The sequence below is a fragment of the Achromobacter sp. SX5 genome (genome assembly GCF_056711425.1).
In genome coordinates, this window is the sequence record NZ_CM160041.1 from 2,540,624 (window position 1) to 2,553,440 (window position 12,817).

A 12,817-nucleotide genomic window follows, 5' to 3' on the forward strand; every position below is an offset into this window, starting at 1 on the left:
GTAGGAAAGGTCTGAGAACCAATTATAGCTGTATGAATATACAGTAGTCGTCGTGGGCAGACCATCTACATTTTGCTGTGTGGCGGCGACAAGAAATCCCAATCGCGGGATATTGCAATAGCCAAGAGCTTATGGGCCGAACTTAAACGGAGTGCAACATGACAAAGCTGCGTGATTTCGATCCGGCGAACTATCTGACCGATGACGAGACGATTGCCCACTATCTGGCAGATGCGATTCAGGATGCCGATCCGGATGCTTTTCTTCAAGCGCTGGGCGATGTGGCCCGCGCGCGCGGGATTGGCACGATAGCTGAGGAGTCGGGATTGGCCCGCACCAATCTTTATCGCGTCCTCGCTCCTGGGGCCAATCCAAGCTACCGCACGCTGCGCCGCGTGATGGACACGTTGGGCGTATCCTTCACGGCGGTATCCAAAACCAGGGATACGGTACCCGCCTAACCGCGAACGTCGGCAGCAGCGGGCCGGGCGCTCGGCGCGCCGGTTTCGCGGGCCAGGTCCACGCCGTAGAAGCGCATGTCCTGGTACCGGATCCAGCGCGATCCGCGCAGCAGCCGGTGGCCCAGCCACAGGGCCAGGAACAGCGGAATCGCCAGGTAAGTAGAGATTACGCCGATCCAGTCGATGCGTTCTTCCAGAAAAGCCTGGTAGTTCTGGCCCAGCGTGACCAGCAGGCACAGCACGAAGGCCAGCAGCGGGCCGAAGGGGAACAGGCCGGCCTTGTAGGGCAGGTCGGCGGTGTCGTAGCCGTGCCTGACATAGCCCTGCCGGAAACGGTAGTGGCTGACCGCGATGCTCAGCCACACGATGAATTCCGTCATGCCCGCGAAGTTAAGCAGCCAGATATAGACCGCCTTGGGGCTGTAGACCAGGCTGAACAGGCACAGGCAGGCCAGCAGCGCGGTCGCCAGCAATGCGTACAGCGGCACGCCGCTGCGGGTCAGGCGCATGAAAAGGGCGGGGGCCTGGCCTTCGCGCGCCATGTTGAACAGCATCCGCGTGGCCGCGTACATGCCGGAATTGCCCGCCGACAGCACCGAGGTCAGGATGACGGCGTTCATCACCGTGGCCGCCGACAGCAGCCCGGCATGCTGGAATACCAGGGTGAAGGGGCTGACCGCGATGTCCTCGACCTCGTTGCGCAGCAGCTGCGGATCGGTATAGGGCAGCAGCAGGCCGATGATGAGAATGGCCAGCACGTAGAACAGCAGGATGCGCCAGAACACGTGATTGATGGCGCGCGGCACGTTGCGCCGCGGGTTCTCGGATTCACCGGCCGCCACGGCCACCAGTTCGGTGCCCTGGAAAGAATAGGCCACCACCATGGCCACGCCGACCCAGGTGGCCGCGTTGCCCACGAAAGGCGCGTCGCCCACCGTCCAGTTTTGCAGCCCCACCGCGGGGCCGCCGTGGATGATGCCCACCAGCATCGCCAGCCCCACGCCGATGAAGCACAGCACCGCGGCCACCTTGATGATGGCGAACCAGTACTCGGCCTCGCCGAAGCTGCGCGCCGAGAACGCGTTCAGCCCGAAGGTCAGCGCCAGGAACGCCACGCTCCAGATCCATCCCGGGGTGTCGGGGAACCAGTACGCCATGACGAGCTGCGCGGCCACCACGTCCACCGCCACCACCGTGGCCCAGCTGACCCAGAAATTCCATCCCAGCGCGAAGCCGAAGCCCGGGTCCACGTAGCGCGAGGCGTAGGTGCAGAAAGAGCCCGAGACCGGCATGAAGGTCGCCAGTTCGCCCAGGCTGGTCATGATGAAATACACCATCAGCCCGATCGCCAGGTAGACCAGCAGCGCGCCGCCGGGGCCGGCCTGCGCGATGGCCGCGCCAGAGGCGACGAACAGGCCGGTGCCTATGGCCCCGCCTAGCGCTATCATCGTGAGGTGGCGCGCCTTGAGCACGCGGTGCAGCTGATTCTGGCCGGCCGGCGTCGCGCCGGCTTCTGTTGTGGATGTTTGCATTGCTGGGTGGGTGATGGCCGCGCACGCGGGCCACATATCTGGGGTGTCGGACTTTCAGGGACACCGGGCCGCGCATTTTACAATGCGGCAATAGGGGGCTGCCTGAGCGGCCCCAGGCCCGTACGGAGCAGTCTCATGGCGTCTTCCAGTTCTATCGAATTCCTTCCCGATCCGGGCGTCGACGTGCGCCAGCTTTTCATCCTGCTGCATGGCGTGGGCGGCTCGCCCGACAATCTGCAGCCGCTGGCCCAGGCCGTGCGCGCGGCGTTTCCGGCGGCGGCCGTGCTGATCCCCGAGGGCTTCGAGCCCTTCGACGGCGGCGGCGCGGGCCGCCAATGGTTCTCGGTGCGCGGCGTGACCGAGGAAAACCGCCCCGAACGCGTGGCGCGGGCCCTGCCGCCCCTGGAGGCCTATGTGCGCCAGGCGCAGGCCCGTTTCGGCCTGCTGCAGTCCGACACGGCGCTGGCGGGGTTCTCGCAAGGCGCCATCATGGCGCTGGAGCTGGTCCAGGCCCACGACGGCATGGCCGGCCGCGTCCTGGCCTTTTCCGGCCGCTACGCCCAGCTGCCGCGCTCCGCGCCGCAATACACCACGCTGCACCTGCTGCACGGGGCCGACGATCCGGTCATGGACGTGGCCCACATCCAGGCCGCCCAGGCGCGCCTGACCGAACTGCACGGCGATTCCACCATCGACGTGGCCACCCACGTGGGCCACGAACTGCATCCCGCCCTGATCGAGCGCGCCATCATGCGCCTGCAGACCTGCGTGCCGCTGCGCAGCTGGGAGGCGGCGCTGGGCCTGAACCAGACGCCGCCGGACGGCAGCACGGTGCACTGATTACTTCTCCCAGCCCCCGCCCAGCGCCAGGAACAGCGCGATCTGGTCGTTGCTGAGTTCGGCCTGCGAGGCCGCCAGCGCGCTTTCGTTGGTGGCCAGCGTGCGTTCGGCGTCCAGCACGGTCAGGTAGTCGGTCTTGCCCAGGCGGAACAACTGGCTGGCCTGGGAGGCGGCCTCGGCGCTCTGGTCGCGCGCGGCGCGCAGGGCGCTGTCGCGGTCGAGCTGGCGGGCGTAGACCACCAGCGCGCTTTCGGTTTCGCGCAGCGCGTTGAGCACGGTGGCGTCGAAGCGCGCGGCGGCGGCCTTGGTGCCGGCCTGGGCCTGGGCGATGCGGGCCTGCGCGGCGCCGGTGTTGGGGATGGTCCAGGAGATCAGGGGGCCGACGCTCCAGCTGAAGGTGCCGCGGTCTCCGAACATGGTGGCGGGGCCGCCCGAGGCGGCCGACAGGCCCAGCGTGATCTTGGGGTAGAGGTCCGCGGTGGCCACGCCGATGCGCGCGGTCGCGGCGGCCAGCGCGCGCTCGGCCTGGCGGATGTCGGGACGGCGGCGCAGCAGTTCGGCGCCGTCTCCCACCGGTATGGTGTCGGCCAGCCGGGGAGGCTCGGCGCATTGCAGCAGGGCGGGCGTGATTTCCGCGGGCGTCTGGCCGGTCAGCGCCGCCAGGCGGTAGAGCGCGGTGCGCTGCTGGGCCTCGAACGGCGGCAGGTTGGCCCGCAGCTGCTGCAGCTGGCTGCGCGCGCGCGTCACGTCCAGCACGGTGCCGCGGCCGGCCTGCTGCAACCGCTGCACCGCGTCCAGCGATTCCTGCTGCACTTTCACCGAATGCCGGGCCGAAGCCAGCTGCATGCCGGCCGAACAGACGGTGGCGTAGGCCCGGGCGGTTTCGGCGGCCACGGTGACGCGGGTGGCGTCGTAGGCGGCCTGCGCGGCCTGGGCGTCGCCGCTGGAGGCTTCGATCGCGCGGCGGATCTGGCCGAACAGGTCCAGTTGGTAGGACACGCCGGCGCCGGCGGAGTACGACCAGCGGTTGGGCGGATCGATGCCGGGCTGCATTTCCTGCAGGCCCGAGGCGTGGCCGTAGGTGGGCGAGGCGTTGACGCCGAGGCTGGGCTGCTGCTGCGCCTGGGTTTCGCGCAGGACGGCCTGGGCGCGTTCGAGGTTGGCGCCGGCCACGCGCAGGTCGGTGTTGGCGGCCAGCGCCTTTTCCACCAGCCCGTCCAGCGTGGGGTCGTTGTACAGGCGCCACCAGCGGCCGGGCACCGCGTCCTGCCGGAACACGTCCTCCTGGGCCTGCGCGAAAGGCGCCTGCGCGCTCTGCCGCTCGGCCACCGCGTCCGCGGGCACCTGGTAGTCGGGGCCCACGGTGGTGCATCCGGCCAGCGCAAGGGCCAGCATCAGCGGCAGGAGGTTTCTGGTATTCATGGCAATCACACGGTATGGCGTCGGGTAAAGGGTAAAGAGGGTAAAGACGGGATCAGGAAGACTGCGGGGTGTGCGCAGAGGCATGCCGGGGCGGGCTGTCGACCGCCACGGTGGCGGTCTGGCCGGCCACCAGGCGCACGCCTTCGGGCACGTCGTCGATCTTCACGCGCACCGGGATGCGCTGCGCCAGGCGCACCCAGTTGAAGGTCGGGTTCACGTTGGGCAGCAGGTTGGCGCCGGTGCTGCGGTCGCGATCGGCGATGCCCTGGGCGATGCTTTCCACGTGGCCGCGGATCAGCCGCGAATCGCCCATCAGCGTCACCGTGACGGGATCGCCTTCGTGCACGCGCGGCAGCTTGGTTTCCTCGAAGTAGCCTTCGACGTAGAACGAGCCCGCGTCCACCAGCGCCATCACGCCGCGGCCGGCGGTGGCGTAGGAGCCCGCGCGCAGGTCCAGGTTGGTGACGCGGCCGTCGGTGGCCGCGACCACGCGGCTGCGTTCGAGATTCAGGCGCGCGGTGTCGAGCTGGACTTCGGCCTGCGCCAGCGCGGCCTCGGCCTGCTGCAGGCGGGTCTCGCTCTGTTCCAGCGCCTCGGCGGCCACCAGCCGGCCCAGCGCGCGGTTGCGCTTGGCGTCGCGCAGCGCCTGCGTGCGCGCCACCTGCTGCGAATGCACCGAGGCCTGGGCCTGGTCGAACGCCAGCTGGAAGCGTGCGCGGTCGATTTCGAACAGCACGTCGCCGGCCTTCACGTCCTGGTTGTCGTGCACCGGCACGCTGGTGACCAGGCCGGAGACGTCGGGCGCGACCTGCACCACGTAGGCCTTGACGCGGCCGTCGCGCGTCCAGGGTTCGACTTCATAGTGCACCCAGAGCTGCCAGCCGGCGTAGGCGGCCGCGGCGACGACGACGGCCGTCACGGCGAACCTGCCGATGGCGGAAGGGCGCAGGGCGTTGGGGAGTTTCATGCGGATCTCTGAAGAAAATACGGGGAAATGAGGGAAACGCCATACAGCAGCACCACGAACAGCGCCAGGTCGAACAGCGCGGGGTGCCATACCAGGCGGTACAGCCCGGCGCGGGCCAGCACGCGGCGCACGGCCCAGGCGATGCCCAGGGTGGCCACGCCCAGCACCAGCAGCCAGGGGAAGTAAATGCCGTAGAGATTGAATTCGCCGATCATGATGTCTGGCCCTCCAGCGTCGGATGGGGCGGTTGGTAATCGGGGGCGTCGGGGAAGAAGGCGCGGCGGATGCCCACCAGGGCCACCACGGCGCGCGCCCGCGCGCCCTCGTGCTGCGCGGTGCTGGCGACGCTGGACAGCGCGCGGTCGATCTGCGCCAGGAATTCCGGCGTTTTCTGTCCCGGCTGCCAGGCCTGGCGGGCCCGGAAGAAGCCGGCCAGGCTGGCCAGCAGCGGCGCGATGGCGGCCTCGGCCATGGGCAGGTGGCGGCGCACGCGTTGCAGTTCGGTGATGTCGCGGCCCACGCGCAGGTCCTTGAGCGCGTCGGCGGCGACCACGTCGTCCGGGCGCTTGGCCAGCGCCAGGCGCGGCTGCAGCAGGCCGATGCGGTCCAGCATGCGGGCGGCGTAGGTGTGGCGCTCGGGGGCGCGCGGCGAACTTGCCAGTATTTCCAGTTCTTTCCAGTTGGCGGCCTGGATGCGGCGCGCGCTGCGGTCGGCGCTGACCGTGCGGAAGAGGGCGGCGACGATGGCGGCGGTGGCCACGCCGATGTTCTGCGCGATCTGCGCATCGATGAAGGACACGATGTCGGCGGTATGGGTGTCCTGCAGCGCCAGCGTGCCCACGAAGCCGAACACGAAGGCCATGGCCTTGCCGACGGTGGCGGGGCGCGAGATGTACACCCCCAGCACGAAGGCCGTGGGCAGCATCGCCAGCACCAGCATTTCGAACGAATGGATGGCGGGCATGATGCCCAGCAGGTACAGCGCCGACAGCGGAATGGAATAGATGGTGTAGGTCAGGAACTGCATGATGCCGGGCACGGGATTGTCCTGCGAGGCGAAAATGCAGCTGGCGATCGCGGCCATCAGCGCGGCCGAGCCGCCGTTGCTCCAGGCGGTGCCGATCCAGAACGCGCTGCAGATCGAAATCGCCACGCCGGCGGCCAGCGCCGACAGTAGCGCGAGCTGGCGGTCGCGGTGCAGCACGGTATTGGAGGAAACGCGCCTGGCGCGCGACGGACGCAGCGGCGCGCCCTGCAGCCCGGCGCGGATGTCGCGGCGCAGGGCCAGGCATTGGTCGTGGGTGTCGATGAGTTCGCGCAGCCGCGTCATCAGGCTGGCCAGCAGCGCGTCGCGCCAGGTGGCGCGCCCGTCGATGGCGGGCGTGAGCCTGGCCGCCTCGGCGCGCAGGCGCAGGGCGTCCTCGTGCGTGGCGAGGGCGCCGGCGTTGATCCATTCGGAGATGTCGCGCAGCAGCGCGGAAACCTCCTGCGGCAGCGCCTGGCCGTCGGCCTGCAGCGCCAGCATGCGGTCCTCCACGGCGGAAACGATGGGCGTCAGGGCCGCGACCTGGTCCTGCATGGCGCGCACCGCGCCCGCGGTCCAGCGCAGGTTGCCGGTGTCGAAGGGCACGTGGGTGGACAGCAGGCGCAGTTGCGTGATGTCGTTGGCCAGCGTGCGGCGGTCGCGGTCCTTCTGCTCGTCGGTCTGGCCGCTGAGCGTGTCGTGCATCCAGTTGCGCGCCCCGCGCACCGCCTTGTCCAGCAGCTGCAGCAGCGTGGGGGCCAGGCCTTGCGGCAGCACGATGCTGTGGACCAGCGTGGCGCTGACGATGCCCAGGCAGATTTCCTCGACCCGGGCCAGCGCCGTGTCGAACACCAGGGACGGCTCGGTCACGCTGGAAAAGCCGATCATGGCGGCGGTATAGCCGGCCAGCATGAACAGGTACGAACGCGGGGTGCGGTCCAGCACCGACAGGTACAGGCAGACGCCCACCCACACCACCATGGCCGCGACCATGACGACCGGGGAGTTCGACAGCTGCGGCACCATGTAGACGGTGACGGCCGAGCCGACGAAGGTGCCCGTCAGGCGGTACAGCGCCTTGGAGCGCACCGCGCCCGACCAGGGCTGGGCCACGATGTATGCGGTGGTCATGGCCCAGAACGGGCGCGGCAGGCCCATGCTGTACGCCACGTACAGCGCCAGCACGGCGCTCAGATACGCCTGGAGCGAGAAGATGGTTTCGCGCAGGGTAGGCAGTTTCACGGCTGCTCGTCCTGTTGCTGCGCGCCGGCGCCGCTGCGGCCCAGCGCGGCCTTGAGGCTTTCGAAGACCCGGTGGCAGGCCTCCAGGTCCGCCGCGTCTATGCCGCGGAACAGGTGGCGGCGCAATTCGACCAGCACGTCCTCGACCTGCGCGCGCAAGGCCTGGCCGGCGTCGGTCAGGTGCAGGGTGCGGGCGCGGCGGTCATGCGGGTCCTCGCGGCGTTCCATCAGGCCGGCGGCGACCAGCTGGTCCAGCACCCGCACCAGCGAGGGGCCTTCGACGCCCAGCGCCTCGGCCAGGGCGCCCTGGCGCACGCCGTCTCCCAGACGGCCGGTCAGGATGACGGGCCAGGCCGTGGCCTGGGAAAGTCCGTAGTCGGCCAGGGCCTTGTCGGCGGCGCCGCGATAGGCGCGCGACAGCACCATCAGGTTGGACGTGGTGGCCATGAGCTGGAAGTCGGTGGGCGTGTTCATGGAATAGATTGTATCCTATCTATTAGCTTACTATTAATTGAAAATGACGAAGATCTCCATTGATTGTTTCAATCGAAAAGATAAGAGCCCGGTTTTCCAGGGATGGAAAACCGGGCTCGGATGGGGCGATCGGCCGGGGCGCGCTCAGCCGTTGCAGTCGGCCCAGCAGTTGGGCGTTTCGTACAGGCGCACGCGGGTCAGGCGCAGCTCGGCGCCGTAGTGGCCGTGGTAGTGGGGCGCCAGCGTGGCGAAGACGATGGCGGCCAGGTTTTCGGCCGTGGGGATGCGGTCCAGCACCACCGTCTTGTGGCCGGGCAGCGTGTCCAGGAAGGCGCGCACGGCGGCGTCGCCCTCATAGACAAGGAACGCGTGGTCCCAGACGTCGACGATGTGGGTCTTGGCGATCTGCTTGATCTCGGAGAAGTCCATCAACATGCCGTTGTCGGACTCGCCCGGGGCCTGCACCACGTCGCCGCTGAGGGTGATCTCCAGCACGTAGCGGTGGCCGTGCAGGTTGCGGCACTGGCTGCGATGGTCGGGAATGCGGTGGCCGGCGTCGAACTCCAGCCTGCGGGTCACGGAAATCATGGCGCGCTCCGCAGGGGACGGGGGTAAATCATGGAATGCCTATGTATTTGTGGGTTTGCAGGCTGAGCCGCCATTGCGGATGCTGCATACAGTACTGGACGGCTTGCCGGGTGTTGGCCGCGCGTGCGGGGCCGTCCATGGGTTGCAGGAAGAAGTGGTCGAAGTCCAGGTGGGCGAAGGCCTCGGGCAGGGCGTTGGCCTGCGGATAGACCAGCTTGAGCTCGTCGCCGCGCTCCAGCACCACCGGGGCGGTGCCCTTGGGGCTGACGCAGATCCAGTCGATGCCGGCCGGCGGCTTGATGGTGCCGTTGGTTTCGATGGCCACGGTGAAGCCGCGCGCGTGCACGGCCGTGAGCAGCGCGGCGTCCAGTTGCAGCAGCGGTTCGCCGCCGGTGAAGACCACGTAGCGGTCTTCGGCGCCCGGACCCCAGCAGGCCGCGATGGTGTCGGCCAGCAGTTCGGCGGTGGCGAACTTGCCGCCGCCTTCGCCGTCGGTGCCGACGAAGTCGGTGTCGCAGAAGGTGCAGGCGGCGCTGGCGCGGTCGCTTTCGCGGCCGCTCCAGAGGTTGCAGCCGGCGAACCGGCAGAAGACCGCCGCGCGGCCGGCATGGGCGCCTTCGCCCTGCAGCGTCTTGAAGATTTCTTTGGCGGAATAAGTCATGGATGGTGTCGGCGGCCGGACGCCGGAAAAGCAGGCAAAGCGCGTTATTTTACTTGGCGCGGCGCATCGCTCGCCAGCGCCGCCGCGTAACCGCGCCCGCAAGGGCATGGATATACTCCCGCCATATGCTTCACGTCCTAGATTCCCTCTACCTGGATGAGCGCGAGCTGGCGTTCTCCATGATCCGCGCCCAGGGCGCGGGCGGCCAGAACGTCAACAAGGTGTCCAGCGCCGTGCACCTGCGCTTCGACGTGCGCGCCTCCAGCCTGCCCGACGAGATCAAGGACGCGCTGTGCGCGCTCAGCGACCACCGCGTTTCCAAGGACGGGATCATCGTGATCAAGTCGCAGGCGTTTCGCAGCCAGGAAAAGAACCGCGCCGAAGCCGTCGAGCGCCTGCTCGCCATGGTGCGTTCGGTGGCGCGGCCCGACAAGCCGCGCCACGCCACCCGGCCGACCCGCGCCTCGCAGCGCCGGCGCGTGCAGCGCAAGGTGCGGCACGGCGAGATCAAGCGCCTGCGCGGCCGGGTCGAGGGAGAGTGACCGTGGCCGACGCGCGGCGCCGCTACCTGTACACGCTGGGCCTGCTGTTCGCGGTCATCTGGACGGCGCTGGCGATCTCGCCGCACGACCGCGCCGACTGGGCGCTGGAGAACGCGCTGGTGCTGGCCTTCGGCGCGGCGCTGCTGCTCACGCGCCGCTGGTTCGTGTTTTCGCGCGTGTCCTACACGCTGATCTTCCTGTACCTGTGCCTGCACGCGGTAGGGGCGCACTACACGTATTCGCTGGTGCCGTACGACGACTGGTGGCGCGCGCTGACCGGCGGCAGCTTCAACGCGCTGGTCGGCTGGGAGCGCAACAACTTCGACCGCGTGGTGCATTTTTCCTACGGACTGCTGCTGGCCTATCCCATCCGCGAGATCTTCCTGCGCGTGGTCGAGGTACGCGGTTTCTGGGCGTATTTCCTGCCCATGGACGTCACGCTGTCGACCTCGGCGCTGTACGAACTGCTGGAGTGGGGCGCGGCGGCCACGGTGGGCAGCGAGCTGGGCGCGGCCTACCTGGGCACCCAGGGCGATATCTGGGATGCGCAGAAGGACATGGCGCTGGCCGCGGCCGGCGCGGTGCTCGCCATGGCGCTCACCGCGCTGGTGAACCGGCGGGCCCGGCGCGACCTGGCGCGCGACTGGGCCGACAGCCTCAAGCCGGGCCGGGCGGACGGCCGATAGCCCTGGAATCCGCATGGGCATGACTATATATCGAATAGTTTCGATATAAGATTCGATAAATTGCGATATTTCAATATGACTGCTTCCAATGCCGCGCAACCCGTCATCGACGCCGACGCCATCCTGAAGGCGCTGGCCAATCCGGTGCGGCGCGAAATCCTGGCGTGGCTGAAGACGCCGCAGGCCTATTTCGAGGAAAGCCCGGGCCACAGCTTCGAGCATGGCGTCTGCGCGGGCCACATCGACAGCCGCTGCGGCCTGTCCCAGTCCACCGTGTCTTCGCACCTGGCGGTGCTGCAGCGCGCGGGCCTGATCTCGGCCACGAAAGTGGGGCAGTGGGTGTTTTTCCGTCGCAACGAAGCCGTGATCGCCGCGTTCCTGCGGCAACTCAACCAGGATATGTAGCCCCCGGCAGGGGGCGGAGGATTTGCATGAGCCAGCTATTCGAACCTCTGCGCGTCGGCGAACTGACGCTGCCCAACCGCGTCATCATGGCGCCCCTGACCCGCATGCACGCCGACCCCGGCCGCGTGCCCAACGACCTGATGGTCGAGTACTACACGCAGCGCGCCGGCGCCGGCCTGATCCTGACCGAGGCCACCGCCGTGACCCCGCAGGGCGTGGGCTACGCCGACACGCCGGGCCTGTGGACGCCGGAGCAGGTCAAGGGCTGGCGCAAGGTCACGGCCGCCGTGCATGCGGCCGGCGGGCGGATCGTGGCGCAGCTGTGGCACGTGGGCCGGATTTCCGACCCGATGTTCCTGGACGGCGAACTGCCGGTGGCGCCCAGCGCCATCGCGCCGCAGGGCTACGTCAGCCACGTGCGCCCGCGGCGCGCCTACGTCACGCCGCGCGCACTGGAAACCTCGGAGCTGCCGGGCGTGGTCCAGGCCTACCGCCACGGCGCGCAGATGGCCATGGAAGCCGGTTTCGACGGCGTGGAAGTGCACGCCGCCAACGGCTATCTGCTGGACCAGTTCCTGCAGGACAGCACCAATCTGCGCACCGACGCCTACGGCGGCCCGGTGGAGCACCGCGCGCGCCTGCTGCTGGAAGTGACCGACGCCTGTATTTCGGTATGGGGCGCGGGCCGCGTCGGCGTGCATCTGTCGCCGCGCGGCGAGATCCACAGCATGGGCGATTCCGACCCGGCCGCGACCTTTGGCTACGTGGCGCGCGAACTCGGCGGGCGCGGCATCGCCTTTCTGTGCGTGCGCGAACACGAGGCGCCCGACAGCCTGGGGCCGGCGCTCAAGGCCGCGTTCGGCGGCGTCTATATCGCCAACGAAGGCTACACGCGCGAATCCGCCGAGGCCGCCATCGCCGCCGGCCGTGCCGACGCCGTGGCCTTCGGCGTGCAGTACATCGCCAATCCCGACCTGGCGCGCCGCTTCGCGCTCAAGGCGCCGCTGAACACGCCCAACCCGGCCACCTTCTACGCGCCGGGTCCTGGCGGCTATACCGACTATCCGGCGCTGCCGGCCTGAGGCGGTCAGAACGCGGCGCGCATCGGGTAGGTGTACAGGCCGAAGTGCGCCACGTTCAGGCCCAGGTGCGCCAGCACCGCGGCAGCCAGCCCGCCGTAGCGGTAGGCCAGGCCGTAGGCCGCGCCCGCCAGCGTGGCCAGCAGCACCCATTGCCAGCCGCCGGCGTAGTGCGCCAGCCCGAACAGCACGGCCGCGACCGCCAGCGCCGCCGCGCCGCCCCACGGACGGCCGCGCCAGCGCTGGCTCAGCTGCTGTTGCAGATAACCGCGAAACAGCGCTTCCTCGGCCAGCGTCACCAGCAGGGCGTTGTTGAGCAGCCAGACCGGGGCCGCCTGCGGCCACTTGGGGTCCCATTGCACGACGCCCAGGGCCAGCGCGCATCCCAGGCAGGCCGCGATCGCCGCGGCGCAGGCCAGCACCGCCGCCGCCAGCGTGGCGCGCGCCCGCGCGGTGGCCATCGGCGGGGCCAGCGCCAGCACCACCCAGAACGCGGCCAGCGGCTTGTCCAGGTTCAGGTACATGCCGAAAGGCGCGGCGCCGGGGCTGAGCGGCGCCGGCTCGATCACGCGCAGATTGTGAAAGCCCGGCAGCGCATGCATGAACAGCAGCGCGGCCAGCGCCAGGAACAGCGCATGTCCCGCGCCGCGCGCGGCCGGACCGGATGGCGATTGCACCAGTGCGGCCGCCAGCGCCAGCAGCGCCAGCCAGGCCAGCGCCACCGTATCGATGCTGCCGTCGGCCCAGGCCCAGCCGTAGGCCGCGGCCAGCGGCGCCAGCGCCCAGCGCCGCGTCGCCGGCGGCCAGAGCATGGCGGCGGCAAGAAACAGGGCGGACCAGGGGCTGAGCAGCGGCACGGGCGGGGAAGGGGCGCAAAGCGCTGAGTGTAAGCGCG

15 protein-coding genes are annotated in these 12,817 nt (G+C 69.2%); 6 read left to right on the forward strand and 9 right to left on the reverse strand.

Annotation, left to right across the window (positions count from 1 at the left end; translation table 11 throughout):
* Window positions 1-158 precede the first annotated feature (158 nt).
* Window positions 159-461, forward strand: a complete 303-nt coding sequence (locus tag AC1M14_RS12055; RefSeq protein ID WP_102776026.1) for an addiction module antidote protein — start codon at window positions 159-161, stop codon at window positions 459-461.
* Here the strand turns inward: AC1M14_RS12055 and AC1M14_RS12060 are convergent.
* Window positions 458-1,993, reverse strand: a complete 1,536-nt coding sequence (locus tag AC1M14_RS12060) for an amino acid permease (RefSeq protein WP_479731674.1) — start codon at window positions 1,991-1,993, stop codon at window positions 458-460. The two genes, AC1M14_RS12055 and AC1M14_RS12060, sit on opposite strands and share 4 nt — an antisense overlap.
* Window positions 1,994-2,128: 135 nt before the next feature.
* On the opposite strand from AC1M14_RS12060, the gene ypfH reads away from it, so the two are divergent.
* A complete protein-coding gene (gene ypfH, locus AC1M14_RS12065) occupies window positions 2,129-2,833 on the forward strand; it encodes an esterase (RefSeq protein WP_111824977.1) in 705 nt (234 codons plus the stop codon).
* On the opposite strand, the gene AC1M14_RS12070 is transcribed toward ypfH, so the two are convergent.
* From AC1M14_RS12070 to queE, 7 genes are all read right to left on the reverse strand, one after another.
* A complete protein-coding gene (locus tag AC1M14_RS12070) occupies window positions 2,834-4,255 on the reverse strand; it encodes an efflux transporter outer membrane subunit (RefSeq protein ID WP_102776028.1) in 1,422 nt (473 codons plus the stop codon).
* A 52-nt stretch (window positions 4,256-4,307) separates the two neighbouring features.
* Window positions 4,308-5,222, reverse strand: coding sequence for an efflux RND transporter periplasmic adaptor subunit (locus tag AC1M14_RS12075; RefSeq protein WP_102776029.1), 915 nt, complete (start codon window positions 5,220-5,222; stop codon window positions 4,308-4,310).
* Window positions 5,219-5,437, reverse strand: a complete 219-nt coding sequence (locus AC1M14_RS12080; protein ID WP_102776030.1) for a DUF1656 domain-containing protein — start codon at window positions 5,435-5,437, stop codon at window positions 5,219-5,221. The genes AC1M14_RS12075 and AC1M14_RS12080 overlap by 4 nt, the downstream gene beginning before the upstream one ends.
* Complete coding sequence (locus AC1M14_RS12085) at window positions 5,434-7,488, reverse strand: FUSC family protein (RefSeq protein ID WP_479731675.1); 2,055 nt, start codon at window positions 7,486-7,488, stop codon at window positions 5,434-5,436. Before AC1M14_RS12085 ends, AC1M14_RS12080 begins: the two co-directional genes overlap by 4 nt.
* Window positions 7,485-7,961 (reverse strand): MarR family winged helix-turn-helix transcriptional regulator, encoded by a 477-nt coding sequence (locus AC1M14_RS12090; RefSeq protein WP_102776032.1) that lies wholly within the window; start codon window positions 7,959-7,961, stop codon window positions 7,485-7,487. Before AC1M14_RS12090 ends, AC1M14_RS12085 begins: the two co-directional genes overlap by 4 nt.
* 144 nt (window positions 7,962-8,105) lie before the next feature.
* Window positions 8,106-8,549: a 6-carboxytetrahydropterin synthase QueD gene (gene queD / locus AC1M14_RS12095; RefSeq protein ID WP_111824979.1), complete on the reverse strand. Its 444-nt coding sequence runs from the start codon at window positions 8,547-8,549 to the stop codon at window positions 8,106-8,108.
* A 28-nt stretch (window positions 8,550-8,577) separates the two neighbouring features.
* Window positions 8,578-9,210 carry a 7-carboxy-7-deazaguanine synthase gene (gene queE, locus AC1M14_RS12100; RefSeq protein WP_102776034.1) on the reverse strand — a complete coding sequence of 211 codons (633 nt, stop codon included), beginning with the start codon at window positions 9,208-9,210 and terminating at the stop codon, window positions 8,578-8,580.
* 125 nt (window positions 9,211-9,335) lie between these two features.
* On the opposite strand from queE, the gene arfB reads away from it, so the two are divergent.
* From arfB to AC1M14_RS12120, 4 genes are all read left to right on the forward strand, one after another.
* Window positions 9,336-9,752 (forward strand): alternative ribosome rescue aminoacyl-tRNA hydrolase ArfB, encoded by a 417-nt coding sequence (arfB, locus tag AC1M14_RS12105; RefSeq protein WP_102776035.1) that lies wholly within the window; start codon window positions 9,336-9,338, stop codon window positions 9,750-9,752.
* Between the two features lie 2 nt (window positions 9,753-9,754).
* Entirely contained in the window at window positions 9,755-10,438 is a 684-nt protein-coding gene (locus tag AC1M14_RS12110) for a DUF2238 domain-containing protein (RefSeq protein WP_479731798.1), read from the forward strand.
* 75 nt (window positions 10,439-10,513) lie between these two features.
* Entirely contained in the window at window positions 10,514-10,843 is a 330-nt protein-coding gene (locus AC1M14_RS12115; RefSeq protein WP_102776037.1) for an ArsR/SmtB family transcription factor, read from the forward strand.
* A gap of 26 nt (window positions 10,844-10,869) precedes the next feature.
* The gene (locus tag AC1M14_RS12120; protein ID WP_479731676.1) at window positions 10,870-11,925 is read left to right on the forward strand and encodes an alkene reductase; all 1,056 of its coding nucleotides are present in this window, start codon (window positions 10,870-10,872) and stop codon (window positions 11,923-11,925) included.
* Window positions 11,926-11,930: 5 nt separating this feature from the next.
* Here AC1M14_RS12120 and AC1M14_RS12125 read toward each other — a convergent pair whose 3' ends face one another.
* Window positions 11,931-12,734 (reverse strand): CPBP family intramembrane glutamic endopeptidase, encoded by an 804-nt coding sequence (locus tag AC1M14_RS12125; RefSeq protein WP_479731799.1) that lies wholly within the window; start codon window positions 12,732-12,734, stop codon window positions 11,931-11,933.
* Window positions 12,735-12,817 lie beyond the last annotated feature (83 nt).